23 protein-coding genes are annotated in these 26,632 nt (G+C 45.4%); 10 read left to right on the forward strand and 13 right to left on the reverse strand.

The window, feature by feature from the left end; translation table 11 throughout:
• Positions 1-262: 262 nt before the first annotated feature.
• The 5 genes from coaBC to QUA24_RS22635 form a co-directional block, all read right to left on the reverse strand.
• A complete protein-coding gene (coaBC, locus tag QUA24_RS22615; protein WP_333232246.1) occupies positions 263-1,462 on the reverse strand; it encodes a bifunctional phosphopantothenoylcysteine decarboxylase/phosphopantothenate--cysteine ligase CoaBC in 1,200 nt (399 codons plus the stop codon).
• 144 nt (positions 1,463-1,606) lie between these two features.
• A complete protein-coding gene (gene isiD, locus QUA24_RS22620) occupies positions 1,607-1,819 on the reverse strand; it encodes a protein IsiD (RefSeq protein WP_106150386.1) in 213 nt (70 codons plus the stop codon).
• Positions 1,820-1,864: 45 nt separating this feature from the next.
• Positions 1,865-2,488: an alpha/beta hydrolase gene (locus QUA24_RS22625; RefSeq protein WP_333209671.1), complete on the reverse strand. Its 624-nt coding sequence runs from the start codon at positions 2,486-2,488 to the stop codon at positions 1,865-1,867.
• Positions 2,489-3,053: 565 nt separating this feature from the next.
• Complete coding sequence (locus tag QUA24_RS22630; RefSeq protein WP_333232248.1) at positions 3,054-5,141, reverse strand: CHASE domain-containing protein; 2,088 nt, start codon at positions 5,139-5,141, stop codon at positions 3,054-3,056.
• A 376-nt stretch (positions 5,142-5,517) separates the two neighbouring features.
• Positions 5,518-7,428 carry an ATP-binding protein gene (locus tag QUA24_RS22635; RefSeq protein WP_333232249.1) on the reverse strand — a complete coding sequence of 637 codons (1,911 nt, stop codon included), beginning with the start codon at positions 7,426-7,428 and terminating at the stop codon, positions 5,518-5,520.
• Between the two features lie 389 nt (positions 7,429-7,817).
• Between QUA24_RS22635 and QUA24_RS22640 the strand changes: the two genes are divergently transcribed.
• Both QUA24_RS22640 and QUA24_RS22645 read left to right on the forward strand, forming a co-directional pair.
• Positions 7,818-8,015 (forward strand): hypothetical protein, encoded by a 198-nt coding sequence (locus tag QUA24_RS22640; RefSeq protein WP_015175364.1) that lies wholly within the window; start codon positions 7,818-7,820, stop codon positions 8,013-8,015.
• A 344-nt stretch (positions 8,016-8,359) separates the two neighbouring features.
• Entirely contained in the window at positions 8,360-9,205 is an 846-nt protein-coding gene (locus tag QUA24_RS22645; RefSeq protein ID WP_333232250.1) for a cyanophycinase, read from the forward strand.
• A 161-nt stretch (positions 9,206-9,366) separates the two neighbouring features.
• Here QUA24_RS22645 and QUA24_RS22650 read toward each other — a convergent pair whose 3' ends face one another.
• Entirely contained in the window at positions 9,367-9,615 is a 249-nt protein-coding gene (locus tag QUA24_RS22650; RefSeq protein WP_333209677.1) for a hypothetical protein, read from the reverse strand.
• Between the two features lie 1,229 nt (positions 9,616-10,844).
• Between QUA24_RS22650 and QUA24_RS22655 the strand changes: the two genes are divergently transcribed.
• On the forward strand, positions 10,845-10,997 hold the full coding sequence (locus QUA24_RS22655) for a hypothetical protein (RefSeq protein WP_333232252.1): 153 nt from the start codon (positions 10,845-10,847) through the stop codon (positions 10,995-10,997).
• 124 nt (positions 10,998-11,121) lie between these two features.
• Here the strand turns inward: QUA24_RS22655 and QUA24_RS22660 are convergent, their stop codons facing one another.
• Complete coding sequence (locus QUA24_RS22660) at positions 11,122-11,259, reverse strand: hypothetical protein (RefSeq protein WP_333232254.1); 138 nt, start codon at positions 11,257-11,259, stop codon at positions 11,122-11,124.
• A 24-nt stretch (positions 11,260-11,283) separates the two neighbouring features.
• Between QUA24_RS22660 and QUA24_RS22665 the strand changes: the two genes are divergently transcribed.
• On the forward strand, positions 11,284-11,661 hold the full coding sequence (locus QUA24_RS22665) for a BON domain-containing protein (RefSeq protein WP_333232256.1): 378 nt from the start codon (positions 11,284-11,286) through the stop codon (positions 11,659-11,661).
• Positions 11,662-11,765: 104 nt separating this feature from the next.
• Positions 11,766-12,197, forward strand: a complete 432-nt coding sequence (locus QUA24_RS22670; RefSeq protein ID WP_333209683.1) for a DUF2294 domain-containing protein — start codon at positions 11,766-11,768, stop codon at positions 12,195-12,197.
• Here QUA24_RS22670 and QUA24_RS22675 read toward each other — a convergent pair.
• Positions 12,151-12,609, reverse strand: coding sequence for a response regulator (locus QUA24_RS22675; RefSeq protein WP_333209685.1), 459 nt, complete (start codon positions 12,607-12,609; stop codon positions 12,151-12,153). The genes QUA24_RS22670 and QUA24_RS22675 overlap by 47 nt on opposite strands.
• A 544-nt stretch (positions 12,610-13,153) precedes the next feature.
• On the opposite strand from QUA24_RS22675, the gene QUA24_RS22680 reads away from it, so the two are divergent.
• Positions 13,154-13,957, forward strand: coding sequence for a DUF2267 domain-containing protein (locus tag QUA24_RS22680; RefSeq protein WP_333209686.1), 804 nt, complete (start codon positions 13,154-13,156; stop codon positions 13,955-13,957).
• A gap of 401 nt (positions 13,958-14,358) precedes the next feature.
• Positions 14,359-16,992, forward strand: a complete 2,634-nt coding sequence (locus tag QUA24_RS22685; protein WP_333232258.1) for an EAL domain-containing protein — start codon at positions 14,359-14,361, stop codon at positions 16,990-16,992.
• A gap of 162 nt (positions 16,993-17,154) precedes the next feature.
• On the opposite strand, the gene QUA24_RS22690 is transcribed toward QUA24_RS22685, so the two are convergent.
• Together QUA24_RS22690 and QUA24_RS22695 are read right to left on the reverse strand one after the other, a co-directional pair.
• A complete protein-coding gene (locus tag QUA24_RS22690; protein WP_333232259.1) occupies positions 17,155-18,807 on the reverse strand; it encodes an alpha-amylase family glycosyl hydrolase in 1,653 nt (550 codons plus the stop codon).
• A 484-nt stretch (positions 18,808-19,291) separates the two neighbouring features.
• Positions 19,292-20,011 carry a response regulator transcription factor gene (locus QUA24_RS22695; protein WP_333082892.1) on the reverse strand — a complete coding sequence of 240 codons (720 nt, stop codon included), beginning with the start codon at positions 20,009-20,011 and terminating at the stop codon, positions 19,292-19,294.
• Positions 20,012-20,408: 397 nt separating this feature from the next.
• Here QUA24_RS22695 and QUA24_RS22700 point away from each other — a divergent pair, with 397 nt between their 5' ends.
• On the forward strand, positions 20,409-22,277 hold the full coding sequence (locus tag QUA24_RS22700) for a PAS domain-containing sensor histidine kinase (RefSeq protein WP_333232261.1): 1,869 nt from the start codon (positions 20,409-20,411) through the stop codon (positions 22,275-22,277).
• A gap of 249 nt (positions 22,278-22,526) precedes the next feature.
• On the opposite strand, the gene QUA24_RS22705 is transcribed toward QUA24_RS22700, so the two are convergent.
• Positions 22,527-23,054, reverse strand: coding sequence for an orange carotenoid protein N-terminal domain-containing protein (locus tag QUA24_RS22705; protein WP_333209692.1), 528 nt, complete (start codon positions 23,052-23,054; stop codon positions 22,527-22,529).
• A gap of 327 nt (positions 23,055-23,381) precedes the next feature.
• Between QUA24_RS22705 and QUA24_RS22710 the strand changes: the two genes are divergently transcribed.
• Complete coding sequence (locus QUA24_RS22710) at positions 23,382-23,750, forward strand: hypothetical protein (RefSeq protein ID WP_333232263.1); 369 nt, start codon at positions 23,382-23,384, stop codon at positions 23,748-23,750.
• Between the two features lie 190 nt (positions 23,751-23,940).
• Here QUA24_RS22710 and QUA24_RS22715 read toward each other — a convergent pair whose 3' ends face one another.
• Positions 23,941-25,080 (reverse strand): glycerate kinase, encoded by a 1,140-nt coding sequence (locus tag QUA24_RS22715; RefSeq protein WP_333232265.1) that lies wholly within the window; start codon positions 25,078-25,080, stop codon positions 23,941-23,943.
• 96 nt (positions 25,081-25,176) lie between these two features.
• A complete protein-coding gene (locus tag QUA24_RS22720) occupies positions 25,177-25,509 on the reverse strand; it encodes a DUF565 domain-containing protein (protein ID WP_333209698.1) in 333 nt (110 codons plus the stop codon).
• Positions 25,510-25,856: 347 nt separating this feature from the next.
• On the opposite strand from QUA24_RS22720, the gene QUA24_RS22725 reads away from it, so the two are divergent.
• Positions 25,857-26,435, forward strand: coding sequence for a hypothetical protein (locus QUA24_RS22725; RefSeq protein WP_333209700.1), 579 nt, complete (start codon positions 25,857-25,859; stop codon positions 26,433-26,435).
• Positions 26,436-26,632: the final 197 nt, after the last annotated feature.

The raw sequence follows: 26,632 nt of genomic DNA on the forward strand, positions 1-26,632 counted from the left end.
TCCGTTCTATCAAGACTACTAATTATCAAGAATTAGCCAAAGCCATAGAGTGGGCGTTCAGTCAAGTTACATCATCAAATATTTTTAACTGGTTTACACACTGCTGTTATTGTACCTCATCTTTCTGAGAAAGGCTATAAACTAGAAATTACTGTTGCAGATACTGAGTTGCCCACTGACTCGAAATCAACGGATTTTGGGGAATCAGAATTATCGCCCGAACCAGTAGTAATTAATCCCAGTTAATGAGTAAATCGCGCCCTCACCCTTTCATCACAAAGTCTAACAATCGGTGAGCCATTTCTAGCTTGCTGCAAGATGCTATTTCTACTTGCTTCCCGGCGGCATTAATTAATATTGCTTGATTGGTATTGCTGCCAAAACCTGCCCCTATTTGATCGATCGGGTTTGCGGCAATTACATCCAGTTTCTTCGATCGCAATTTCTCCAAAGCAGGCTTGACAATATCGCCAGTTTGTGCTGCAAAACCGATTAATTTTTGGTGCGGCTGTTTCAATTTTCCCAACTCTGCCACAATATCCGCTACCGGTGCCAAAGGCAAACAATTCGGGAGCGATCGCTTCGGCAATTTTTCACTACTGTACTCGGCCGGCTTCACATCCGCTACCGCCGCCGCCATCACCGTCAAATCCGCATCGTGAAAGCATTGCAGGATCGCCTGCCGCATTTCTTCTGCACTCGCAACTGCGATCGCCCGCACACCTGACAGTGGCAACTCGCCAGTTATACTGTGTACCAGCGTCACTGTCGCACCCCGGTGCTGTGCAGCTTGCGCCAAAGCTATACCCATTTTGCCGCTGGAAGGATTGCCGATAAACCGAACCGGATCGAGGTGTTCCCGCGTTCCTCCCGCACTGATCAACACCCTAATGCCCGCTAAATCTCGATCGCCCTTCGCATACAACAGCGATTCAATATGAGGCAAAATCTCATAAGGTTCTGCCATGCGGCCGACACCCGCGCGATCGCACGCCAGCATTCCCGCCCCCGGATTCGCAGCATGATAGCGCCGATAACTCAATATTTCCCGCCAATTCCGCTGCACCGTCGGCTGTTCCCACATATCCGTATTCATCGCCGGTGCCAGCAAAATTGGGCAACTAGAAGCTAAGACAGTATTAGTCAGCAAATTATCAGCAAAACCCCCCGCCAACTTAGCCAAAGTATTAGCTGTCAAAGGAGCAATCACAAAAACTTCCGCCCATTCTCCCAGTTGAATATGCAGGGGACGCCCGTGACTTGCTTGCCAAAATTCTTTGTCAGTAAAAGCAGGATGGCGGCAGAGAGTAGCAAAAGTCAAAGGCGTTACAAACTCCCCAGCCGCATCAGTAAGAATAGCTTTAACTTCCGCTCCAGCTTTCGCTAAAGTTGAAACTACTTCGCAAACTTTGTAAGCCGCAATCCCGCCACTAACCCCGATTAAAATTCGTCTGCCTTTCATGTAATTTTTTAATAAAAAAGAATCAAGAAAGAAATTAAGATAAAAACAGACTAAAATCCCTCACTCATCTGTTTAATCTGCAACAAAATATGCTGCTAACTTCTTCCTCAATCCCGTAGAAAATTTTGAGCTAGATTTTTAAGTCTATGCTTCGTCGTAGGCTTCCATATCCAGAAGGTGGAGATAAGGTTCAACCATCTCTGGCCGCTGAAAAGCAAGCGATCGCAACAAATGCCAATCATTCAATCCCTCAAAAGGATCTGTATAATCGTCAACTTCCAAACGGACAGCCAATTCCGCCACGTCCTGAGAAGTAAGTACAGCAATATCGCGCGATGCTTTGGTTAAAGTTTTCATTTTTTTCCCCTGCCCGAGACTTCCGCCATACTATATACTAAACCTTTAATCAGATTTCGACACAGTTTCTACAACAAAACTTCGCATTACATCTATAACTTCCGGCAGAATCTCGTGTCCCATGTTAAATTCTCGATACTGCACCGCAGCTCCCCAAGCCGTCAAACTCTCGCGCGATCGCACAGCAGCACTAACAGGCACAATAGTATCTTGAGTACCGTGTACGATTAAAACAGGTGGCAAAACACTCCCCGCAACTGGCGAAATCTGGTGTAAATAACCACTCAGACAAATTAAACCAGCTAGGGGCAAAGTCAATCCCACATCTAGAGTCATCGCTCCGCCTTGAGAAAAGCCACCTAAAATCGTGCGAGACAAAGGCACGCCCGTGCTGCCTTCCAAAGACAGCAAAAATTCCCTCAGCAATTGCCGGCTTTCTACCAATCCCTGAGCGTCTTTGCTTTGAAGGTTATACCACGCTTTGCCGCTTGTTACCTGGGGATGAGGAAATGGGGCATCGGGAAATATAAACTGATAATCCGGCAAATTGAAAAAGGGCGCTAAGGAAGTCAAATCCCGAGCATTAGCACCCCATCCATGCAAAGCGACAATCAAAGCGACAGGCTTGCGATCGGTTTTTGGCGGAATGCTAATAAATTGTAAAGACATCGTAGTTAGTAATTGGTAATCTGGCATCACTACAATTATAAATTGTCACGACGGGTAAAACCCCAAATGTTTGTTTTGGGCGACATTTAACTATAAATTAAGACGAGCTTGGCAATAACTCTAACTCAGGACAGTTGACTGTTAATTGTAGGGTGCAACCTAAGCACCGCGAGCATCTTTCACAGGAATGCAAGCCAAATTCTCGCTAGGTATATATAGCCCAGTCTCATTAAGAGTGAGGTATGTCTGGTAATTGGTAATGGGTAATGAATAATGGCGCTACCCTGCTTTTGAACAGCAAGCTTTTTCATGATGACCTTTTTCCGGATTACCGATTACCGAACACCGAAAACCCACGCGCCCACGAACTTTTTTAAGAACTACTATGTCTCAATCGACTTCTCCGGTTCGCACTCCTAAAAACTATTTTAAAAAAAATCAACTTCTACCAATTTATTCACCTAATTTCACTTGATATTAGTTCTCAGAAAAGCTGCAACCGTAGAAGGCATCTAAACCATTCAACAGTAATTTATCCCCCATTCTAAAATCTAAAATCTAAAATCTAAAATCGATTGACACCTACCGCAGGTGAAACCTTAGAAATAGATTGCTCGAACTGTTGCCGCACCGGCACCTCAATCAAGAATTCAGTTCCCTCTCCAGGAGCCGATATGCACCTGAGCGAACCTTGATGTTTGTCTACTATTTGATAACCGATAGACAATCCCAAGCCAGTACCTTTACCTACAGGCTTGGTAGTAAAAAACGGATCGAACAAACGTTTTTTGACATTCTCTGTCATGCCCGTTCCATTGTCAGCGATCCGCACGCATACACAATTAGAACTTAAAAGTTCAGTGCGAATCCGAATAGTATGTAAAAATCCAGAATTGGAGGCGTTGTTTTTGAGATTTTTTTTACTTTCTGCATCAGATAAAACATCAATAGCATTGCTCAGAACATTCATAAATACCTGATTCAATTGTCCCGGCCAGCACTCTACCAATGGCAAATTCCCGTATTCTTTGATGATTTTAATGCCAGAAAAATCTGCTTTTGGTTTCAGCCGACTATCCAAAATCATCAAGGTGCTGTCAATGCCTTGGTGAATATCAACAGACTTCATTTCAGCTTCATCCAAGCGTGAAAAATTCCTCAGAGAAAGCACGATCTGGCTGATCCGTTCAGCTCCCAGATTCATAGATTGTAGGATTTTAGGCAAGTCTTCAATGATAAACTCCAAATCAATATCTTTTAATTTCGCTTGCACTTCGGGCGTTGGGTTCGGATATTGCTGCTGGTATATTTCCACAAGTTCCACCAAGTCTCGAGTATATGCGCCTGTATGGATCAGGTTGCCAGAGATGAAGTTGACAGGATTGTTAATTTCGTGGGCAACTCCAGCCACCAACTGCCCCAAGCTGGACATTTTTTCAGTTTGGATTAGTTGAAATTGAGCTTCCTGCAAATTTTTTAGTGCCGTTTCTAGTTCAGCGGTGCGCTGTTTTAGTTGAATTGTACGATCGTACACTTGCTGTTCTACTTTTGCAGTACGTTCTAGAGACATCAACAGGTAAATCGTCAAGCTGCCAGTCATCAATAGCCCGATCGCGCCAATTGCCAGCGAACCCTGATGCGTCCTCATACTGTTGTACCCCTTTCCAGGCAAAACTAGCAGCCTCCACTGGCGGTCTGCTACGTTAAATAGGCGAGTGCAAGCACTCGGATTTTGACAGATTTTTCCCCGCAAATTAGTTAACTCTGGCTTTTCGTGTTTGGGGTTATCTATCAACTGCTTAGCTTGTGAGTCGTAGCGCACCAGAAAGCGTTCTTTCTCTATAGCAGAGTTGTCATAGAGGTAAAAATTAATCTTGTCTAAATTTAGCGATTCTAAAGAGGAATCGACCATACTCGTGATCTGAAACAGACCCGCAATAACTCCCATGAGGTTTTGGCGGCCGTTAACGGAGTTATCAGCAGAAGTTGTACGGCGGTGTACTGGTAGAAATACTTGCAATCCCGGTTGATTGTTGCTGACTAATCTAATCCGCGCGGAAGCCGCTATTTTCCCGGTATTCACCGATTTTTCTAAAGCTGATTTGCGATCGGGGCTGGAGGCAACATCAAAACCGATCACTTTGTTATCTTCTTCTAATGCTTCTCTGTAAATAATGGGAAAGTATTCCAATCGCACTCTTGCTTTGACCTGCTTTTTGTCAGGAGTTCGTTCGTAAATTTGAAATGTCGGAAAACCTTCGGCTCGAATTGTCCGTTCGTAAGCTGTTTTTTGGGCAGCCGGCACGCGCCGAATCCAATTAACAGAATGTATAGCAGCATTTCGGGAAAGTGCAGGTTGAGCGAATTCCTTAAAATCTTGTCTCGTAACTTCAGTAGATGCCCTGTAGAATCCTTCAAGTGAGTACAGAACTTCTAAATTTTTATTGATGCTTTGCTGCAATGTCACATTCAGGCGATCGGCTTGCTGATGAAATTCAGCTTGCATTCGTTGGTTTTCCGAATGCCACACAACGGCTGCGGCTGCCAATGACAAACTCGTCCCTGTGCAAAGAGTCAGCGCTGCTGGAATGTAGCGACGGTGCGACTGTAAACTTTCGGTCAGCGAATTAAACCAATTGCTCGCAACATTCATATTCCCACACCTTCTGCTACCGGAGTGCAATTCGTTTAAGGACTTGTGAAATTCCTTGATAGCACGAAGGGCAGCGCAGAAACGAGATTGTCTAAAAACTTATGATCGCAGGAATAAGACTTACCCTGAGCAACTCAGTTTCTACGAAAATATTGGTCTGGTAACGAGAAAGTTGGGAAGAAACCGGCTTTTTACGAATAGTGTATCCACGACTGAGGAATTGTAACTAAGTGTAACTAAGTGTAACGAAGCCAGTTCCCATCTGGGCCCTCCCAAATTCTTTCCCCGGAAGAACCTGGGAACGAGAAAAAACCTTGATCTGGTGGGGCGGGTACTCAATACCCGCCCTACAAAGCCAACTTAAAGGTGGAACCGCTTACAAAACAGTCCCTATTTCCTTCAAATAAACCCGTGTAAACGGTTCATCATCCCCCAGAGTATACTGTTCGATCAACCCTTGGCGGCGAATAGAAATACTATTTCCTTCCCTCACCACAACAGTATCGTCATCAGTGCTTTCTCTAACCAACATCATCTCAGTTTCTCCCGGATTATCTAGCACCACCATATTGCTGCCCCGATAAAACATTCCCTCAGCTTCCAAAATATCTTCGGGATATTCAGCAATTAACAAATCGAGCTTGGGATTCCGTAGCAAACTTTGCACGTTAAGATGGTAATTCTTATTCAAAACTTTTTCAGAACGGTTAACAAAAAGTCCACCGCGACAAACAGCACCGATTGTCCAATCGGGATGCTGCAACAGAATATGGTCGATGGTTTCTTGTAGGTCATGTACCGAAATTCTGTTTAAAGTAATAATCGGAATTCTGGCGGATTTTCCCGATTCAAAGAAAGTTTCGATAATATGCGAAGGCACATCAACTCCTTCGCCGACAGCGGGGTTGAGGTGCATAAAAATTCCCGGCGCGGCATTGATCTCGATAATCCCAAAATTGCCTGTTTTCCAAGATTTGGCGAGAGTTTCTGTCATCACATCAATCCCCAAACAAGTTAACCGGAAATGTAGGGCGATATCTTGAGCCAAAACAATGTTATCCGGGTGAATAGTGCGGGTAGCGTCGATGCTGATGCCGCCTGCGGAAAGATTAGCGACTTTGCGTAGATACACAGTGCGATCGCTACTTGGCACACTATCCAATGACAGCCCTTGTTCTTCCAGATACATTTCCATCGCTTCGTCGGACTGAATTTTGCTCATGGCCGAAGTTGGCGTATCCAAACGTTCTGGTTTGCGGTTTTCACGGCGGATCAATTCGCGAATTGTTGAGTCGCCATCACCTGTTACGCAAGCGGGTCGGCGTTCAGTTGCAGAAACAAATTTGCCGTCAACGCACAGCAGCCTAAAATCCGATCCTTTGATGCTGTTTTCCACAATTACTCGCACCGGATCGGTTTCGGGAATAGCCTTAACTGCTCTTTTAAAAGCTGCCTGCAATTCCTCGGCATCCCGGACATCTGCTGTTACGCCAATTCCTTTATGACCGACTACTGGTTTGATAGCAACTGGGTAGCCAATTTCTCTAGCAACTGCCAGAGCTCCGTTTTCTGTGGAGACAATATCGCCTTTGGGAACAGGAAATCCTAATGTAGCGAGAAAAGCTTTACAATCGTCTTTGCGCGTGGTAAAATCTGAGTCTAAGTGGCTGTCAGAATCAAAGGTCGTTGCAGAGCCACGAACCAGTTTTTTGCCGTACCCATATTGCATTAGTCCTTCATCCCACAAATAAAATGCGGGAATGCCTTTTTGGGATGCCGATCGCATTAACGAATAAACTGTCGGGCCTCCGTAAACTGACTGCCGGAACATATTTTGCAGCGCGCCAATTTGTGCTTCCAAGGGAAAGTCTTGATTTTGATTAATGGCTTCAAACCAATCCCAAACTGCGTACACTACTGCTCTGGCAGTGCGGGCGTGAAGTGCTTCTATGCTGATTCTGTTAAACTGAGAAAACGGCTTGATGTTCCAGTGTTGAAAATGCAAACCCATGTCGAGTTTTGCTACTTCTGAGGCGGTACGGCCGAACAGTTGGGCATGGTTCAAGAAAGTTTCGTGCAGGAATTGCGGGTAGCGATCGCTAATAATTTCCTGGTAATGTGCGATCGGCAAAGGTTCGCTCGCGCCCGTCACCGCTAAATCAAAAACTAAAGCCGCGGTGTCTAAATAAGGATTGGGCCCGATATAGTGTTTGAAGTTGAAAACATCAAAAATATCGGTTTTTCGAGCATTGACGCGGGCTGTTTCAGTGGTTTTTTCTTGCAGCATTTTCTAACCTCCTTTGAGCTAATTTTTTACGGTAACTTTATAGTCGGTGCATGGGATACTACCTGCGGGCATAGATATTCCAGCAGTGAGATAAATACTCCCAGCAATTCTGCCTTCAGTATTGCCCGATAGGGGGAGTGGGAGAGTAGGGGAGATGGGGAGAGGGGGAGAGGGGGAGAGTGTGAGAGTGGGAAAATATTCCTTCTTCTTTCAACATCTAACTAAGCATAGATGACTAAGCATAGATAACTAAGCATAGATAACTAAGCACTTATGACTAACGACTACTTCTTTCCCCCCTTGCAAAAAAAAGCTATAACTTTTGAGAGGTACACTGTGTACTTATAATTGTTTATGACAGTGAAAGAAAATTTAAGAGGCAGCAAATTATGAAGATCGCACAAACTGCTCTCAGGGAAAAAGTTCACCACTTAGCTGAGGAAGCATTTCACCGGAAGCTAATTTCTGGCTACGGTGATGGTCAAAACAGCAACGAATATCAGATTGTCTGGAACGGCAAACCCAGACACCTACCTTTAGAACGGGCGAGTACCATATTGAGCAATTTGATCGAGCGATCGCACTAACGGGCGATCGGACTAATTGAGGACTTACGCTCATCAACCCGATTTCTACGAGCAATCAGAGGAGGATTAGCGAAGAATCGGATCAGAAACCGGATTGATCACCGCGCGCGCGTCGGCCCTGTAATTTAAGCTCATTTCTTGACCCCTCCTATCTCCTGTTAGGGGGGGTAAGTTTGTTTCGTGGATCGTCGAGGATGAGTAAACTCCCATATCACCCTTGCTGTGTGCGTTCTAGAGTGGTAGAAACCGGAGATTTTTTTGTATCTATATATACCTTTGGGCCGTTTTCGGAAAAAGGAAGTTTGTGTTTTAGTGAAATTTAATAAATTAAAAGTGGAGATAATATGGCGAGCAACGAAATTCAGGGGAAGTTGCTAATTATTGGTGGTGCGGAAGACAAAGAGGGGGACTGCAAAATTCTGCGGGAATTCTTGCGCTGCGCCGGAGGCACTAAATCCCGCGTCGTAGTGATGACGGCTGCGACAAGCCTGCCGGGAGAAGTAGGAGATAATTACATCCGACTGTTTGAGCGACTTGGCGCTGAAGATGTGCGAGTTGTTGACACCCAGAAACCGGAAGATGCCAACAATCCAGAGTATTTAGAAGCGATCGAACAAGCGACCGGCATATTCTTTACCGGCGGAGATCAATCGCGGATTATTAGCTGCTTGAAAGACACCCAACTCGACGCAGCTATGCACAAACGCTTCTCTGAAGGGATCATCATTGGCGGCACCAGTGCCGGCGCGGCGATGATGCCAGACGTGATGATTATTGAAGGAGACTCGGAGACAAATCCCCGCGTTGATGTGGTAGCAATGGGGCCGGGAATGGGTTTCCTTCCAGGAGTCGTCATCGACCAGCATTTCGCCCAGCGAGGTCGTCTGGGACGCTTAGTTTCTGCACTCTTGCTGCAACCTGCCGTGTTGGGATTTGGTATTGACGAAAATACAGCTATTTTAGTCCACGGTGATGAGTTGGAAGTTATTGGCGAAAACGCTGTAACTGTCATCGACTCGTCGGAACAACTCCACGACAATCTGGAGGGACTGTTGAAGGATGAGGCTTTGGCGATTTGCGGGGCCAAGTTGCACATCCTCCCCCACGGATATCGGTTTAACTTAAAAACTCACCAGCCCGTGCTCCATAACGTAGAAACTACAGCAGAGAGAGAAAGGGCGATCGCCTAATTTACTTGCAACTGGCAAACATCTTAAAATTATGTAAGGTGAGCACTGCACACCTTACCCATTCTACCCAGTAGGATGGTTAAAAACCCAGTTTATCTGTCCACCAGTAATAAAAAGAAGAGGATTTTACCTCTTCTTTTATTGCTGCGGTATCGGGTTTTTTAAGCACTTTTCTGTTCGCCAAAAATCGACTGCTGCCCTTCTGCAGTCGATATTAAATTCCACCCTTGAACTCTCAGCTTCTGATAAGTTGCCCATCCCTTAGAACCGCCCGGTTCCCGGTAGTCGGGTACAGCGAACTGCGGAAAAGCTGTATAAGACCGCCACCCCTGACGGGCATCGGTGCGTAAGTGCAATATCTTTTCTCCCTTGCCTCCGAGTCTGGGCAACCAACACATTTGTTTTAGCATTTTTAACACTCCAGAGTTTTACAGTAACGGTAATTCGTCAACATCCCCAATTAAACTTTTAGAGCTTTAGAGCCACTGCTCGGAATATCTAACGGGTAACAGGGACGAATGAGATTTTCACCAATTACCAATTACTGAGGTAGCAGCAGTCGTTAAAGCTGATTTCGGTTCTGCCAAGTTTGCCAGTCAAAAACTATAAAACAACTGCTGCCAAGACATAAGCAAAAATAATCATTGCTCTTCTCGGCTCAAACTTGGCTTAAAGTCGATGGCGCGAAAATCCAGTTGAATAAAGCATTCATTCTTGTGGTTTTCCTTGCCTTATAATTACAATCACATCCTCGCTATTTCCGCCTAAAATGACATCTTTCTACAGTATTAGCTCTGTTAGCGAAAAAATGTTCCTTTAGTTACAAATATTAAACTCTGACCACGATTTATTTAGTTATCAAAAGTTAAATTACTTTTCATAAACAGCCCTTAATATTTTTTAGTTACTTTAACTACATTTTTGATTGATTTAAATCTGGCCTCCGGGTGCTTAGTGGCGCACCTTACTCAATCGCTAGGGTGTCTACTACTAAACCCTCCGGGTGCGCCTATAAGTACCTAACAACATAAGAGTTACAGGTGTAAATCTTAAGAACGATGGCGACAGATTTACCAAATTGTAAAAATCAATACTAATCACACTGATAAGTTCTGCAAACCAGATATTCATGGCCGCTGCAATTGAATTCAAACTCTTCGCTCCCAACAACAAAGCAGCTATACTGCTCGGCTCTTTTTCCCAATGGGAAAAAAAATTATTAGAAAAAGATGACAGAGGTTATTTCCGCACTAAAATTTAGGGCGTTGCTTAATCAGGGTATGAAAAAAATAAGTTTAAAATCCCGAAGCTTTGTAGATACTGGTTTCTATGACTTGCATATTTAGCCTTTCATACTATAAATCAGCAACGCCCGGTTTTGTTAGTCACAGCAGTAGGAATACCGATGCTGTGGATGGGCGAAGAGTTTGGACAATCCACTCGGCAAACTCCCAACCAGTCGAATAAACTGCAATGGTTTTTGTTAAAAAATTAGCCAAATCATGAGTTCTTGGAATACTACAAACACGTGATTCGGCTGCGGAAAAAAGTTCCGGCACTTTATACCAAAAATATTGATGTTTATCACGAAAATCCCGCAGCTAAAGTGCTGGCTTACTACCGCTAGAGCGATGAGGAAATGCGAGCAGTAGTTGTCGCTAATTTTTCGGATACTTATCTATCTGGTAACAGCATTCCTAAGTTTCTGGCGGCAGGAAGTTGGCACGAGTGGATGTATAACAAAATAGTAGAAGTTGGGGAAGAAGAGTTTAAGTTTGATTTGCCGGAATGATCAGCGCAATTATTTGTTTGACAGCCGGAGAATTATGTCTCTAGGCAGATGATCGGCCCAGTTGTACAACAGTAAATTGTATTTAGGATGGGGGCACCAAACTCAACAAACTGGGTTTTTCTACCTAGGTGGATGGCTGTAACGATACTTTTTTGTAAAAAAACTCGCTTTCTGCATCCAAGAGTGCGATCGTAATTCCTGGTATTGAGAATAAAAATTGCACGGCGACGTGCCAACTGTCAATTAACAAGTCAATTAACACAAACTTTGTCGGAGGACAAACTCTATGGGCTGGCTAAAAAGATTGTTTGGTTTAGAAAAACTTGAAAATCAAGAAACTGTTGATGCTCCTGCTTACCAAGCACCTGTAGCTCAATCTCAAGCTCAATCTCAACCTGCTGCGAGCGCTCAGACAATCCCGCCGGAACGCATGGGCTTGAACGGAGAATATGATCAAAGCGGTTTAGCTAAACGGGTTGCTCAGGCTTTCGATGCAAATCCAGATGTTGCGGATATTGAGACTGTTTATGTGGCTCAACTTGGCACTACGGTGGTTCTCAAAGGTACAGTTCCCAGTCAGGAAATTGTCAACAAGTTGGTGACAATTGCTAAAGGTGTTAAGGGTGCAACTGGGGTGGAAACTAATGAAGTTACTGTCGGATAACGCGACGGTTATTTCTAACAGTTAACAGTTAGCAGTTAACTGTTAACCAGTTAGTAGTTAACTGTTAACTGTTTTTTTGATTTATCTTTATCTCAATAAAAAATATGACAGGCGAAACATTAGAACCTACTCGCGGGAAATTAGAACGCACTCTTTCGCAGGGAATTCAAGCTTTGTACCGCTCTCAGCTCGGACACCAAACGAGTCAGGCGCTCTGCAATCTTTTGGATAACAAATTAATAATTGTTATCGAAAATGGGCTTACTCAACCAGAAAAACTGCTCGCTCAGAACGGTCAGCAAGATTTGGCTTTGCAGGTGCGGACAGAATTAGAATCTGTCATGGAATTGCCACTGAAAGAATTAATTCAAAAGGTTTTGGGCGTGGGAGTCACTGATTTGCTCCGCGATGCGACCTTGGAGACAGGCCGCACTGGAACGATCGCAATTTTGGACTCTGCACCTCAAGTCCGTGATTCTAATTATAAATCTAAAACTCAACCAAAACCAGTGGAGAGTCGAGGTGCTGGCGGATAACTGTTTCTAAATCTTTGATGTTAAAAGGTTTGGAAAGGTATTCCACGCAGCCTGCTTCGAGAATTCGAGCGCGGTCTTCTGGTTTGGCTAGTGCTGTGACAGCAACAATCGGAATATGTCTGAGATCGGGGTTTTGTTGGACGCGCTTTACTACTTCCATACCGTCTATATCCGGTAGGCAAATGTCGAGTACGATTAGGTCGGGTTGTCGATCGACTGCTGCGGAAAGAGCTGCGTACCCGTCCACTGCTCCCACGCACTCGCAGCCGAATAAATCGAGTATTTGTGTCAGCAGCTCTAGGTTGTCCGGATTGTCGTCTACAGCCAACACTAAAGGACGCTTGTCAACCTGGGGTTGACCGCTAATGAAAGACGAGGATTCCAATTTATTGTCCCAATGAAGGTAGTTCATAAATGCCGAGCGCAACGATCAAAAAATTTGTTACCGAGGCATTCTTCAAGTGGCACTGCGGCACTTGAAACAGATTGGCTCGTATTGGTAGCTCTCCCATGACCAGTTTTTGGTCTAATCCGATACAATATCGCTACAAACTGCGGGCAAAATGACCGCTGTTGATTAACCCCATAGCACCTGCTTAATTCTACCTCTCCCAGCGCCAATTACCAACTTAGGGGCTCTTGGTGCGTCAGCCCTGGTAAAAACACGCAATAAATACGGAGAATCTTACCAATAAAGCATCCTCGCTTAATAGCATTGAAGAGTGGCGACAGCTTTTAAGGATAATAACAACATTAAACATGGGTTTCCATACAAGGATCTACCTAAAGGCAGATTCTCACCCATACTTAATTTTAATAACTTCCACCTGCTGAGAGATACTTGATTACTCTACTTTATACTTCAATGTTTTTAAGTAGTAATCATCACAATTTAAGCCAGTAAAAAAATTAAGTTTTTACATGAGCTTTACCGGATATTAACCTTGGAGGTTTTAATGACAATTCCAATCAGAGACGACCTGACTTACATTTTGCTCAAAAAGATTGGCAGCGGAAACGGCAGGGGAGAGTCGGAAATTAGGAACGCAGCCGAAGAATATGTCGGTCACCAGGTGGCAGAAGCGGAATTGCTCGGTCATCTGGACTACCTCAACCAAAGAGAATTTATTAAAGCTGACTTTAGTGGAGAACCTTACGGAGGAACTGAGGTATTGCCGCCTTTAGTCGCATTTCAAGAAGCTGATTTAACAGAAAAAGGCCGCAAACTGTTACACAAAATGGAGACGAATCCTCCGAAGTCGCTCCATCAAGAAGGGTCGGCAGTTCCTATCGCTTCAAAGGATATGCCGTTTTTGGAAAAAGTGATGGTAAACGGTCACTTGGAGGATATTTTTGATGCCCGTGACATTACCGAAGTAGTGTACCGGGTCATGCGCGATGTGATGACAAAAGACGCCATCGAGCACGTGGAATCTGAATTGCACAAAGAAGTTTTGCCTACGGATGACAAAACCCTGCAACAAGAAATAGCAGACCTCTGGAAAGATACCAATCCGCTGGTGGGATTGCTCAGCCGGGTGCGTCAACCTTTGACCGGCGCGCCTGCACCTTTGGGGATCGATGGCAATTTGTTTGCACGGAGGGTGGAACTAGAAGGCGCACTTCCTTCAGGAGTAAAACCGGAAACTGCGATCGCGGCTGTATTTTCGGCAACGAAGGATGAGCTGTCCGAGGAGCGAATTCAGGAAATAGCTGGCTTTTTGCCGGACAGAATTCGGGAAATTTGGGCGTCTGCTTAACGAGACGTTTTAAGGTATAAATACTTACTAGCCGGGTTGAGCAACCAGTATTTTCCCTCCAGAGGGCAGAATACTGGTTGCTCAACCCGGTTTCTTTATACTTTTTGCCTGGTAGCTTTGCAATTGCTTTGTAGTGAGGACTTGAGTCCTGATCAAACTCGATCGAACTTTCGTCCTCACTAATGTCAGATCGCTCTTTCCTTGCCTTGTAATTGCTGTGAAAAACCCGGTTTCTCACCGAAATTTGTCGGAAAACCAGAAATATCTCCATAAACCGAGTTTCGTATCATTGGGTTGGGTCAAGCCCCTAGACAGAGCGAAAGTATTGTAATGTATAATACAAGGCAAGTTAAGACTGTGGCTCGCAAAAATGCTGTCAACAGCCCGGGAGATCAAAAGGCATGACCCGCACCAAAGTTACACAAATGTCACGATCGACTTTAGAACAAGAGATTTTACTCAATCGAATTACCAATCGCATCCGCAACTCTTTAGAACTGCAAGAGATTTTGACGACAACTGCGCTAGAAATCCGCAGCTTTTTACAGAGCGATCGAGTAAAAGTTTATCGCTTTGAGGCCGACGGTAGCGGTGAGGTCATTGCTGAGTCCATCAACGGTGACAATTTGCCATCTATGCTGGGTTTGCGCTTTCCACCAGGCGACATTCCCCATAGTGCTCGGGAAATGTTTCTCAAAGCGCGGCAGCGAGTGATTGTAGATGTGGAATTGAAGCATCAAACAATTAATCGGTTAGATTGTCCCGAAACCGGTAAAACTTTAGCAGTTGAAGATATTACCTATCGTCCTGTAGACCCTTGTCACGCTGAATATCTGAAGGCTATGGGAGCACGTTCTTCTCTGACGGTGCCGATTTTGCATCAAAATCACCTTTGGGGGCTGTTGGTGTCTCACCATAGTCAACCGAAACGGTTTAGCGATCGAGAATTGAAAATGGTGCAGTTGCTTGTGGATCAACTTTCAATTGCGATCGCCCAATCTTTCCTGCTGAGTCAAGCTAGACAGCAAGCGCGCGACGAAGCTGTTATCAACCAAATTACCAGTTTGCTGCATTCTCCTCTGGAACTCCACGAAATTCGGAAAGCAGTTCTCGAACAAACTGTCAAGCATTTGCATGGTTCAGGAGGGCGTCTCTACATTGCAGCCGAGTTTGGCGATCGGCCCGCTTTGCTTTATACCTGTGGCCAGCAGCCAGCGGACATCGACCTTGAACTTAGCCCATTTTGGCAGCAGATTATGGGGAGGGCAAACCAAGACGATCCACCACAAACAGCTAATCATACCAGCCAATTAGGTATTTTTGAAAATCTATATTCCCAGCATTACAGCTCAATTGACAGCAATATTTCCAGTTTTCTCGTACCGCACTTGTACGCAATTTCCGATATTTCTAAAGAACCTCAACTTAAATCTGTATCTGCCAATTTAGTCGCAGCTTCCATTCGATCTTTTTTGGCAGTACCGCTGCAATATCGCCAACAGTGCATCGGCTGTCTCACTGTTTTTCGCAGCCCTATACAAACCGAAATTTTGTGGGCGGGCCGTTGCAGTTCGGACGCCCGGCACGATCGTCCCCGACAGTCCTTTGCAGCTTGGAAAGAAATCAAAACCGGCGAAGCTCAAAAGTGGACTAGCGAGGAACAGAAGCTAGCACAATCTTTAGGAACTCACCTGTACATGGCTGCAATGCAGAGGCGCGTCGAGGCGATGATCCGACATCAAGCTTCTCACGATCCATTAACCGGTTTACCTAATAGATTACTGTTTAATGAAAGGCTGTCTTTAGCTTTAGCTAGCGCTCACCAAAATGGAGAAATGCTGGCGGTAATCTTTCTAGATTTAGATAGATTTAAAAATGTTAACGATACTCTCGGTCACCCAGTGGGCGATTTGTTGCTGCAAAGTGTATCTCGGCGTTTGACTAACTGTTTGCGCGTGGGGGATTCGATGGCTCGTTGGGGCGGAGATGAATTTACTGTGCTGCTGTACAATATCAACACCCCGGAGGAAGCAACTAAGATTTGCCAGCTAATTATCCAGAGTTTAAGCAGTCCTTTTGATTTTGAGGGTCTGGAACTTTATATTAAGGCTAGCTTGGGAGTTGCTTTGGCTCCTTATGATGGAGAAGATGCAGAAACTTTGCTGAAAAATGCTGATGCGGCGATGTATAAAGCTAAACAGAAAGGTCGCAATAATTATCAGTTTTACACGCAGGCGATCGGCAGTAAAGTCTCCGAGGATCTTAACTTAGAAAATGATCTTTACAAAGCTCTAAACAAATCTGAGTTTGTCCTGCACTATCAACCGCAAATAAATTTAAATACTGGCAAAATAGCGGGCATGGAAGCTCTGATTCGCTGGGAGCATCCCGAACGCGGTTTGATTCCTCCCGATCGATTTATTTCCTTAGCTGAGGAAACAGGATTAATCTGCCAAATTGACGAATGGGTGATGCGGACTGCTTGCTTGCAAAATCGAGCGTGGCAATTACTGGGATTGCCGCCGATTCGGATAGCAGTGAATTTATCAGCCCGCCAGTTTCTGCAACCTCACACTGTACAAAGCATCGCTGAAATTTTAGCAGAAACCAAGTTAAATCCCGAATATTTAGAAATAGAAATTACCGAGAGCATTGCGATGACAGATGTGAGCTTTACTGTGTCGGTATTGCAGCAGTTGCAGGACATGGGAATTCACATTTCTCTGGACGATTTTGGCACTGGTTATTCTTCGCTGTGGTCTCTGAAAAACTTTCCCCTCAATAATTTAAAAATAGACAAATCTTTCGTGGCCGATTTGGTGACCGGCAGCAGCGGTGCTACTATTGTGAAACTGGCGATCGCCTTGGGACAGGGGCTGAATTTACAGGTGATTGCTGAGGGAGTGGAAACAGCAGAACAGTTAGCGTTTTTGCGATCGCATCAGTGCGATATGGGTCAGGGTTACTTCTTTAGCAAACCAATACCGGCGGCGGCTATAACCCAATTGTGCTTAGAAAATCAATCTGGGAAATAATATCGATTCCGGTGCAACCGGAATCGATATGACAGCTTAGGATCGCGAATTAAATAATTTACACAAGTTTGTGGGGTGGGGGGGACGCCCGCCCTTTCTGGACGGGCGGGACGCCCATCCCACAAGAACCATCAAAATTGTAAGTTATTTAATTCTCATTCCTTACTGCCAAACAAACACTTTCGCTTCGTATTCCGGCAAGTCAATCATAATATTGTCATCGCCAGATTCAACATCATAATTCCCAGTCCATTCGTGCCAAGTTCCGTTGGCAGGGAAGTGGGGAACGCTGTAACCTGCCAGATAATTTTCCGACATATTCGCCACTACTACAACTCTGGAACCTTCATCGTTCCAGCGAGTGTAAGCAAAAACTTTCGAGTCGGGGTCTTCGTGGAAAAACTCGATGTTTTCTGTGTAAAGTGCTTGGTTATTTTTACGCAGGTGAATCAAGCCTTTGTAGTATTCCCACAAACCTTTATTCAGGTCATTTCCTAGCAGCGTCCAGTCAATTTTAGATTGCTCAATTGTTTTGCCTTTGTATTCGCCAAATTCTTCGCCCATCCAAATCAGCGGCACGCCAACTGCTGTCATTAACAGCACGGTTCCCAACTTTGCCCGCTTGAAGGCGGCTTCATCCAAAATTCCGCGATCGCCCAATTCGGCAAAAATGCGATCGTGATCGTGATTGCTCAAATAATTGACTACATTCGTAGCACCCAAGTAACCTTGCTGCTTACAGTCGATTACCTCTTTGAGCCGTTCTAAATCAAAATTGTCCCCGCACAGTTGTGGAATTATGGAGTGATAGAAACTGTCGTGCCAGCAGCCGTCCATCGGCCCGTCTAGATTGGTGATGCTGGGCTCGTCGGGAATGTATTCGGCAACGGTGTAAAACGGTTTGGGGCCGGCGGCATTTTTGGCTTCTTGAACTACCCAGTGCATGAAATCGTAGTTAGCAATTTGTCGGGCGGCGTCGAAACGAATGCCGTCGAGATGATATTCTTGAATCCAGAAGCGGACTGTATCGCCAGCAAATCTGCGTGCGGGGAAAGTTCCTAAGTTTTCGTCGTAGAATTCGTAGTTAAATTCCGGGCCCCAATTGTTGTCTGGATCGCGGGGTTCATGGTGATACCAATAATCGTGATCGATTTGAGTGAGGGGGCTCGATGCTTCCGAGTGGTTGTAAATCCCGTCCATGATCACGCGAATCCCGCGCCCGTGACACTCGTCTATCAGGTTTTTGAGTTCTTCTGTGGTTCCGTAGCTGGACTCGGCAGCGAAGAAGTAGCGCGGGTTGTAGCCCCAACTGTAGTCGCCTGGGTATTCTTTGAGGGGCATGAGTTCGATCGCGTTGACGCCGAGTTCGACTAGGTAATCGAGTTTTTCGACGACGTGCTTGTACTTGCCGCGGGCCAGCGGGTCTGCTTCGCCACCGGAAAAGTCGGCAACGTGCATTTCATAAATCACTAATTCCCGATCGGCCGGTAGCGGTTTATCGTCGTGTTTCCAAACATAGGTATCGATAATGCGATCGCCATCTTTGATCCGAACAATGCCGTTTTGAGTAGGATCGTCGATGTCAGTCGCGTAGGGATCTACCACATCTACCCACTGATCTGCTTCCAGAAACCAGCTTTTCGACTGAACGCGAAATTTGTATTGATAAACGCCATCCTCCAACTCAACTCGCGTGCGAAAATAACCTTCTTCGTCCTTTTCCATCGGAATATCTTCCCAATTAGAAAAAGAGCCAATCAAGGCAGCTCCTTTGTTGTAGGGAGCAAATAACTTGAATTCAATTGGGGCGGCCATAATACCTCTTTCTAAAATATTTCAGTAGCAGTTGATACTTTTAATTTCGCAAATTTAAGCGAACTCAGGCATCACTCTACGGATATAATTTTTTTAAGGCTTAACTCTTCCTAAAAGTCTCGTAATCAGGCCTCTGTCTCCGCCTTTTATGAATTGATATCGCGCAATATTGGCAGTGCCAGCGAAATTTACCTAACTGGGGATTGCTAAACAACAAATATTAGTAATACGCTATTTTTTCAGCATCTATCTTAAGGTAGATTTACTGATTAAAAGATAAAAAAATATCTGTACTGGGATAGATGTAACTTTAAAGTTTACCTTTTTTTTAACAACAAACAATTGCTCGGCGGGTGCACACTGCCTACCCTAATTTTTTGGTAACAATTAGTGAGTCGGTGTGCACTGCACACCCTTAATCCGTGGCCGTAAGGTGCGCCCAGCGCACCCTACTTTTAACTTGATTTTGCCTGATGATCGGGCTTCATCCAACCAAGCCAGAACGCAGGGCAAGAACGGCTGCCTGAGTGCGGTCATCAGCGCACAACTTATTCAAAATATTGCGGACGTGAGTCTTGACTGTACCGACAGTAATGTACAGCTTTTCGGCGATTGCAGCATTGCTGTAACCCTGCACGATCAGTTCCAAAACTTCTAATTCCCGTTCGGTTAAAGGGTAAGTCTCAATGATGTGACTGAACTCAGGTTCAGCAGCCTTAATTGTGACTCTTTTGCCCTCAGCCTTCGGTTCTTCCGGCGCGGCTTCCTGAGTGCGAGCTTGTTTCAGGACAATGCGGGCGATCGCCGGATCGATCCAAGAGTTACCTTCGTGAGTTACTTTTACAACATCTAATAACTGATCGAAGCTAATATCTTTCATGCAGTAAGAGTCAGCTCCAGCGGCAAAAGCTGCCAGAACTTCTTCTTCATTGTCCTGAAAAGTCAGAATCAAAATTTTTGTATCCGGATCGGACTCCGCTACCGATTTCTTGAACTTTTGTGTAAGTTCAATGCCATCAAAATCCGGCAAGCCAATATCTACAATTGCAACGTCAGGTTTTGAAGACTGAAGCAGTTTCAATCCCTCTGTAGCGTTAGCTGCATCGCCGACAACTTCTATCGTGTCACGCTGTTGTAAAGCTGTGCGGATGCCGACTCTTGTCAGGTCATGGTCTTCTACCAAAGCAACGCGAATTTTACTCATCTTTCTTCCAATAGTCCGCTAAACTTTTAAAATATCGTCAACTGACTCAGCTAAACTGAGTAAATTTGAGAATGTGTCCTGATTTAGGGTTTTACAGGCTGCACATCATTTTTAAGCATACTCATGCAGCCGCCAAGAATGCAAGTTAATTTTTAAGTTATTTTGCGGCGATGCCTGCACGAACCCGATCGGGACCGGTAAGCTCTCAACGTTTTAACAGTTTAACTGAATTATCTCATTGTCCGCCCGTTGATAGAGGTAAAAATACCACTACCCAGATAGATTTAAAGTATAAAAAATTTTGATGCACTTGGCTCGTCAAAATCAATAAAGCTAGCAGCACGAGTCTTTAGCCGGTGTTAGGGCTCTAGTCCAATGCTTATTTATATAACCTGTTATGACTCAGTATCACGGCAATAAGTCTTTTCAGTCGGAGTTTTCCGACTCTGAAATCTTACACAAAGTATCTGAAATAACATCCCCCCAACCGCAAGTTGACCACGGAAAAACTCAGGACGATCGCCTGTGGTCGGCAATTCCTCACATAGTTTGGAAAACAAATGCCGACGGCTGGGCGACTTATTTCTGTCAGCGCTGGGAGGAGTACACCGGGGTACCAGCAGCAGCAGCTTTGGGTTTCGGCTATCTGGCGCGCGTCCACCCAGAAGACCGCCCTCGTCTATTGGCGAGATCGCACACTTCTAAGTGCCCGTCGCCAAGCTACGAAATTATATTTCGTCTGCAGACGCGAGAGGGCACATACCGCTGGAACGTCGCGAGAGGAGGGCCCGCTAATCTAGACAGTCAGGAAGTTTTGGAGTGGGTGGGAACCTACACAGATATGGAACCGATCAAACAAACTAAAGCCGAACCCCAAGCAGAACAAGAGTTTTGGCCGCATCAAGCGCGATCGGAAGCTAACTTCAAAGCTGAAAAATTGTGCGAAGCCCGGACGGTAATAGAGGCTGGGCGAGATTTGCAGGTGATAGAGCGGTTTACAAATATATTGAGCCAGCGGGCGGGTAGCTTATGCCAGTTGTTGCAAGGCATTGCGGATGCGACTGTAGAGGCGATCGCAGGAGCGGAATTTTGCCTAGTTGCTCTCCTGGAGTCCGATTGCAGCGGTCTCAAACTCAGCGCTGTCGGGGGTACGGAAAACTTTGGTGGGGGCAAAACCCCGCACGTGCAAAACAAGCTGCTGTGGAAAGCATTTGCGACGGGAGAGTCTGTACTGTGGCGGTCGGAGTGCCGCAAAGGCTTGCTGCCGGCGGCGGCTTGTGCAGCGGCGATCGAGTCCGGGCCGAGCGGGCGTTTGGGTGTGCTGGCCATCGGCAACGGGAAGGACAGCGCGGCGATTGACGGGCATACTCAGCAACTGCTGGCGGTGATGGGAAAACAAGCGGCGATGGCAATTAACAACGCACTGGCGATCGAAAAATTAAAAAAGCAGGAACAGCTTTTAGACTTGCAAAACGAGCTGCTAATTCGCCAGCAGGAAGAACTCGAAAATCAGGGGCGACGCATTCAACAGCAAAAGTTGCAACTGCTAGAAGCAGCCAAGTTAAAATCGCAATTTTTGGGCATCATGTCCCACGAATTGCGAACTCCCATGAATTCGATTATCGGCTTTTCCCAATTGCTGCTGCGCCAGCACAAACAACTGCTGAGCGCCCAGCAAACAGAAATGGTGGGGCGCATTTTACATAACGGCAAAAACCTGCTACTGCTAATTAACGATATCCTCGACCTCTCCAAAATCGAGAGTGGCCACACAGAATTAAAAATTGAAAAATTTAATTTAGCGCATTTAGTAATGGATGTCGCCCTGGAATTCGGAAATCAAGCCACCGATAAGAACGTGGCATTGTCCGTCAGTGTCTGCTTGCAGGATCAGTTGATAGTTAATGACAAGTTGCGCCTGCGGCAAATTTTGGTGAATCTCGTTTCCAACGCGGTTAAATTCACCCATGAGGGCAGCATCTACATTGAGGTGCGGCAATTAAAGGGCGATCGGCTAATTATCACCGTTCGGGATACAGGAATCGGCATCTGTGAAAAGGATCTTCCCCACATTTTCGACAAGTTCCGCCAAGGCGACCAAACCACAAGTCGCCCATATCCAGGCACCGGTTTAGGACTAGCTATTTGTGCTTCTTTAGTCAAGATGATCGACGGTACAATTACTGCCGAAAGTTCCCCCAAAAAAGGTTCTATCTTTCGGATGGAATTCCCGCGAAAAATTTACCCTAAACAACTCACTTGCTGACTTAAAACCTTTTTATATTTCTCAGAAGAGCCGATTTTAACTGCTCATACAAAAACTTTCGTCCCTCTCTAAGACACGAAAGAATAAATATGAGTAAGAGCCAAAAAAGGTTTTACCTACTAATTATAGGGGTAGGGTGCACCTCGGCGCACCCTACATATAGAGGTTTTGGGTAATTCCTTTATTCTTGAGTCCCTCTCTGCTAGGAGGAGAGTTTGTGTATGATAGGTTGCAACAGCAGACTCTTACCTACAGACTAGAAGTTTTCCCTACTTCCGCCTGAGTAGCAATTGGTTTAACATCGGTGTAGCCCATATTATTAGCTACGTCGCGCAGCACTGTAATTTGCTGTTCAAACTCAAGACCTTCAATTTGACCCAACACACCATTGACAGCCTCAGTTGCCTCATATCCTTCGGGGATATCGACAATTGTTTCCCCCATACCAATAGCCCAAGCATACCAAACCACCAACTGATTGTTAGCAGTCAAAGCTCCGTAAGCGTGGGAATAGGGCGTGTCGTCGCGGTTAACAATACCGCGCATTATATTCAGTTGTTGGTCATGGGAAAGCTTGTAAAAATCATCCAGCAGCATGGGAGCTAATTGTGGGTCGGCGGCGGCGGGAGCGGCTGGCGTAATTGAATCTCCCATTTTTTCATAAACAAAGTAGAGCAGCGCCAGTTTTTCATCTGTACCCAACCCGTTGATTGTCTGAACGATGTTTTTAGTGTCGTTGGAGAGAGAGTGAGGATTGGTGGCGGCGGGTGAGTTCATAAACAAAATTCCTTAAAAATGCTTCCAGAATATACAAATATCAAGATTTGTAAGTACAAGTCACCATCCCCGAGAGGTAATACAATTTTAGTTTTTAGATTTTATATTTTAGATTAAACAATGGGGAATGGCTTAGTATGTATGGGTTGGGAGCTTGCCTAAAGCTGCATTCTTTTCGGAAAGTGATCTAATGTTAAGGCACTAACCTAGAATAAATCATCCTTAAGATAGAAGCCAACGATACATCTGCGGGTAGATGAAAAAGCCAGGGAGTAAAGTAATAATTGATACAGTGAATTGTTAAATAAAACTAGCAAGGAGTCGGCTATGTCTCAAATCAATACAGAAGTCAATAACACTGAAAACTTTGACGCTCAGCAGATCACTGAAAGCGCGGAAGCTGGAGAACAAAAGTTGCCGACCGTGGATGTATCAGCAGACTACGAAGCTTCAAAAGAATTCAGCGTTAGTGACATCGATCGCACTGGTGCCGGCGCTCAAGCTGCCGCCGCTGCAACTGCACCTAAATTTCCTATTCCCGCTCCTCAAGATAATATTGCAAAGCCAGCAGATACAAGCGGCAATCCCGCTGATTTTCGTTCGATGGCTCAGGACATTACGCCTGCAGGTACACCGGGCGAAGTTACAGACGATTTGATGCAGAAAGCGATCGATCTTGGGACTCCTGGCAGTTAATTTAGAAATTCTCGATCCTCGATGCAAAACCTCTGTATTGTAGGGTGCTGATGCCCCACCTCACCCCTATAATTACCGCGTCAAATCACGTTTTGCATAAGTCCTGAATGGTCAAGTGAGTGCACGATAAGATGCAATACAGTAGGGACACAACATTGTTGTGTCCTTAAATCTTTAATTTTTAGTGTCCCTAATCGCTTAATTTTAAGTCGATCGCCCGACAAATTTTGCCGACAGTGCGATCGCCCAAAATTTCAATTACTAAATCAACGCGATCGCCCTCCAGCATCGACTTAATAAATAACTCTGGATGCAGCGCTTTCCAGAAATATTCGACAAACCGATTAATTTCAGCTTCTGACATTCCCGACTTCCCCGCCGCCGTCATTTCCCGTTCCGCCTGATTGCGCCACACTTGAGAAAGGCGATAATCTTGGGGATACAAAACCATCAACCGATCTAATCGGTTCCACAGCGGCAAATAGTCGTGCAACTTCGCATTCATATCGCGCGCAAACTGACAGTCGCTTTCTGTGGAAATCGGAAACGGTGCAGCCGCCAAGAACTCGTTTAATTTGGCATCAACCACCGGATTCACGCCGACAAACCAACCTTCAAAAAGTACAATATCCGCCCCAGAAATAATTTCGGGTTGACTTCTATCTCCTGCACCTCCATAGGCAGATTTGTCAAACCTGGGAATTTCTATATTTTTATTAATTAAATCGGGTTGGAGGGCATCTAATTTGGGATTGTCAACTGCTGCTAAATTGTGAGTTTGAGAAGCGCGCAACTTGTCTAAAACTGCGATTCCCAAGTCAATATCGTGAGTGCCGGGAGGGCCGCGCCAAATTAAACGCGGGTCGGCTTTTTGGAGTTGTTGGCGATCGGCATAAGTCTTGTAAAGATCGTCTAAAGAAAGGCTGACAGTAGAATATCCCAATTTTCCCAGAATCAGCCTCAAAACTTGGCATAAAGTAGTTTTTCCCGTTCCTTGCACTCCTAAAATTCCTTGAATTAAAGGACGGTTTAAACTTTGTTTTGCAGCCGATAATTGCATTGCCAGCGGCAGCCAAAGATTCCACAAAGTTTCGATGAAAACAGTTGACTTTAGGGGGAAAGTATGCAGTTCGTTAAGAAGAGAAAAGAATAAATCGGTTTTGCAGCGGACAACATCGGCTACATTGTCGGGAGTAATGCCAAAAGCGCGCGCTCGCACATCATCCGCAAGTTCCCACAAAGCGAGTCGATCGAAGTCGGGAGCGATCGGGCGATCGCCAGCTTGCCACCGATGTAAAAGTTCAACAGGGGTTATAGTTGATCGATCCATATCCTAAAAACTCTCTATGCGGGGGGGGGTTTTGTACAAATACTATCTGCAATTGAAAAATATTTCATCCTAAACCCGCGCCGATTCAAAAAGTTTTTAAGAACCTAGTTTGAAAGCCTCCACAAATAAATTGTAAGTGATACCAATTTTCAGAGCATTGAGCATATCCACCGAAAAAGAACCTGCTACAGGCCGCAGGCGGGCATAAATCAGCCAGTTGGCGAACTCCGTCAACAACACCAACAGCCCGGCCGCGATAATATCCCACTCAGCAGATTGTCCCGCGATCGTCGAAATAGCTGTTCCCAAAAAAGTGCCGAACAGCAGGCTAATTAACAGGAGCGAAATCCGTCGCCAAGGATTGTTGAGCCAGCCTCGGAAGCGATCGCCCAGAACATCAATTAATCTGTTAATTCGGGTATTCTGCATAAAAGTTATACCATTTGAGATTTGAGATGCGGAATTACTGATAACTATTGGGGTTTGGAGTACGGGCCTATAGTGGTACTCTTTTTTTCAACTGGTATTAAAAGCTATACCGATAAGTAAACAAATGACCCTCCGGACCAACTCCAAATCCTTACCGGAGTCAGTATGTCGCCATCTAAAATCTCAAATTTAACATCTAAGATGGTATTGAGCGATCGCGGACTTATAGCCGAGAACGGTCAATTAATTAAGTGTAACTGTATCTTGTGGCACAGCAGCCCCTGGTTTTACATTAAAAATAGTTAAGACTCATTACCGGTGCAGTCTATCCTGTAAGCCTAAAATTTATGAATCTTAAAATTTACCAGATCGTAATTGGAGTGTCGATCGTCCTAATTACAGGAATGTTTCTAGGACGTTTTGAAATCACTATCTCCAACGGTTCAAATCCTTCCAGCGATTGGCCCTCACAAGCCACCGCATATCCCCCCACACTCCCCGTTTCCCCAGTCGCCACAGCTTCTGCCGACACGACCAGCGAGCCCAAGCCCGACTCAACACCAACCCCCCGAGATGCAGAGGAGGAATTGCTTGCCTCAGTCCCTGTAAATGCTAAAGCCTCCGGCCTTTTGCGCGTCAGCAACCGCAGCGAACACCCAGTGCGAGTGGCCCTGCTGTCGAAACGGCAAGCCAAGGAATCCTATGGAAAACCAGCGCACTGGGATTTTGCGCCGGGGGAAGGCGGTGGCAAGGGACTGATGCTATCGCTGCCGGAGGGCAAGTTACAAGTCAAACGGGGAGACATTCTGGTGGTTTTTGCTCAGGATGGTTCTCGCCGCTACTGGGGGCCTTTTGTCGCCGGGGAGACACCCTCGCCGGCTTGGAACAGCACAGCCGGAGAATGGCAGTTAATTTTGCAGCCGTGAAGGCTTAGCTGCTGGTGCGGAGATTTTGGTCGAGAAAGCCGATTGATCCGGTCTTGTTGAGAAGGGTGTGGCTATGTGAGTTAACCTCACATAGCCGCATCATTATAAAGAAAAGGCTTTCCGGCCTGTTCATGAAAGGCTTGTTGAGAATGGTGCAACATCTGAGTTTAACCAGATTCGATCGAGTTGGGAGTTTC

This window comes from Microcoleus sp. Pol12B5, assembly GCF_036701335.1.
Lineage (GTDB): Bacteria > Cyanobacteriota > Cyanobacteriia > Cyanobacteriales > Microcoleaceae > Microcoleus.

Coding starts and splice junctions, on each gene's coding strand:
- QUA24_RS22675 (WP_333209685.1), bottom strand. CDS start 12,609: ATGAACTACCTTCATTGGGACAATAAATTGGAATCCTCGTCTTTCATT.
- QUA24_RS22680 (WP_333209686.1), top strand. CDS start 13,154: ATGACAATTCCAATCAGAGACGACCTGACTTACATTTTGCTCAAAAAG.
- QUA24_RS22725 (WP_333209700.1), top strand. CDS start 25,857: ATGAATCTTAAAATTTACCAGATCGTAATTGGAGTGTCGATCGTCCTA.
- QUA24_RS22685 (WP_333232258.1), top strand. CDS start 14,359: ATGACCCGCACCAAAGTTACACAAATGTCACGATCGACTTTAGAACAA.
- QUA24_RS22670 (WP_333209683.1), top strand. CDS start 11,766: ATGACAGGCGAAACATTAGAACCTACTCGCGGGAAATTAGAACGCACT.
- QUA24_RS22635 (WP_333232249.1), bottom strand. CDS start 7,428: ATGCTGCAAGAAAAAACCACTGAAACAGCCCGCGTCAATGCTCGAAAA.
- QUA24_RS22655 (WP_333232252.1), top strand. CDS start 10,845: ATGCGAGCAGTAGTTGTCGCTAATTTTTCGGATACTTATCTATCTGGT.
- QUA24_RS22690 (WP_333232259.1), bottom strand. CDS start 18,807: ATGGCCGCCCCAATTGAATTCAAGTTATTTGCTCCCTACAACAAAGGA.
- coaBC (WP_333232246.1), bottom strand. CDS start 1,462: ATGAAAGGCAGACGAATTTTAATCGGGGTTAGTGGCGGGATTGCGGCT.
- QUA24_RS22645 (WP_333232250.1), top strand. CDS start 8,360: ATGGCGAGCAACGAAATTCAGGGGAAGTTGCTAATTATTGGTGGTGCG.
- QUA24_RS22710 (WP_333232263.1), top strand. CDS start 23,382: ATGTCTCAAATCAATACAGAAGTCAATAACACTGAAAACTTTGACGCT.
- QUA24_RS22650 (WP_333209677.1), bottom strand. CDS start 9,615: ATGCTAAAACAAATGTGTTGGTTGCCCAGACTCGGAGGCAAGGGAGAA.
- QUA24_RS22695 (WP_333082892.1), bottom strand. CDS start 20,011: ATGAGTAAAATTCGCGTTGCTTTGGTAGAAGACCATGACCTGACAAGA.
- QUA24_RS22630 (WP_333232248.1), bottom strand. CDS start 5,141: ATGAATGTTGCGAGCAATTGGTTTAATTCGCTGACCGAAAGTTTACAG.
- QUA24_RS22720 (WP_333209698.1), bottom strand. CDS start 25,509: ATGCAGAATACCCGAATTAACAGATTAATTGATGTTCTGGGCGATCGC.
- QUA24_RS22705 (WP_333209692.1), bottom strand. CDS start 23,054: ATGAACTCACCCGCCGCCACCAATCCTCACTCTCTCTCCAACGACACT.
- QUA24_RS22640 (WP_015175364.1), top strand. CDS start 7,818: ATGAAGATCGCACAAACTGCTCTCAGGGAAAAAGTTCACCACTTAGCT.
- isiD (WP_106150386.1), bottom strand. CDS start 1,819: ATGAAAACTTTAACCAAAGCATCGCGCGATATTGCTGTACTTACTTCT.
- QUA24_RS22665 (WP_333232256.1), top strand. CDS start 11,284: ATGGGCTGGCTAAAAAGATTGTTTGGTTTAGAAAAACTTGAAAATCAA.
- QUA24_RS22625 (WP_333209671.1), bottom strand. CDS start 2,488: ATGTCTTTACAATTTATTAGCATTCCGCCAAAAACCGATCGCAAGCCT.
- QUA24_RS22715 (WP_333232265.1), bottom strand. CDS start 25,080: ATGGATCGATCAACTATAACCCCTGTTGAACTTTTACATCGGTGGCAA.
- QUA24_RS22700 (WP_333232261.1), top strand. CDS start 20,409: ATGACTCAGTATCACGGCAATAAGTCTTTTCAGTCGGAGTTTTCCGAC.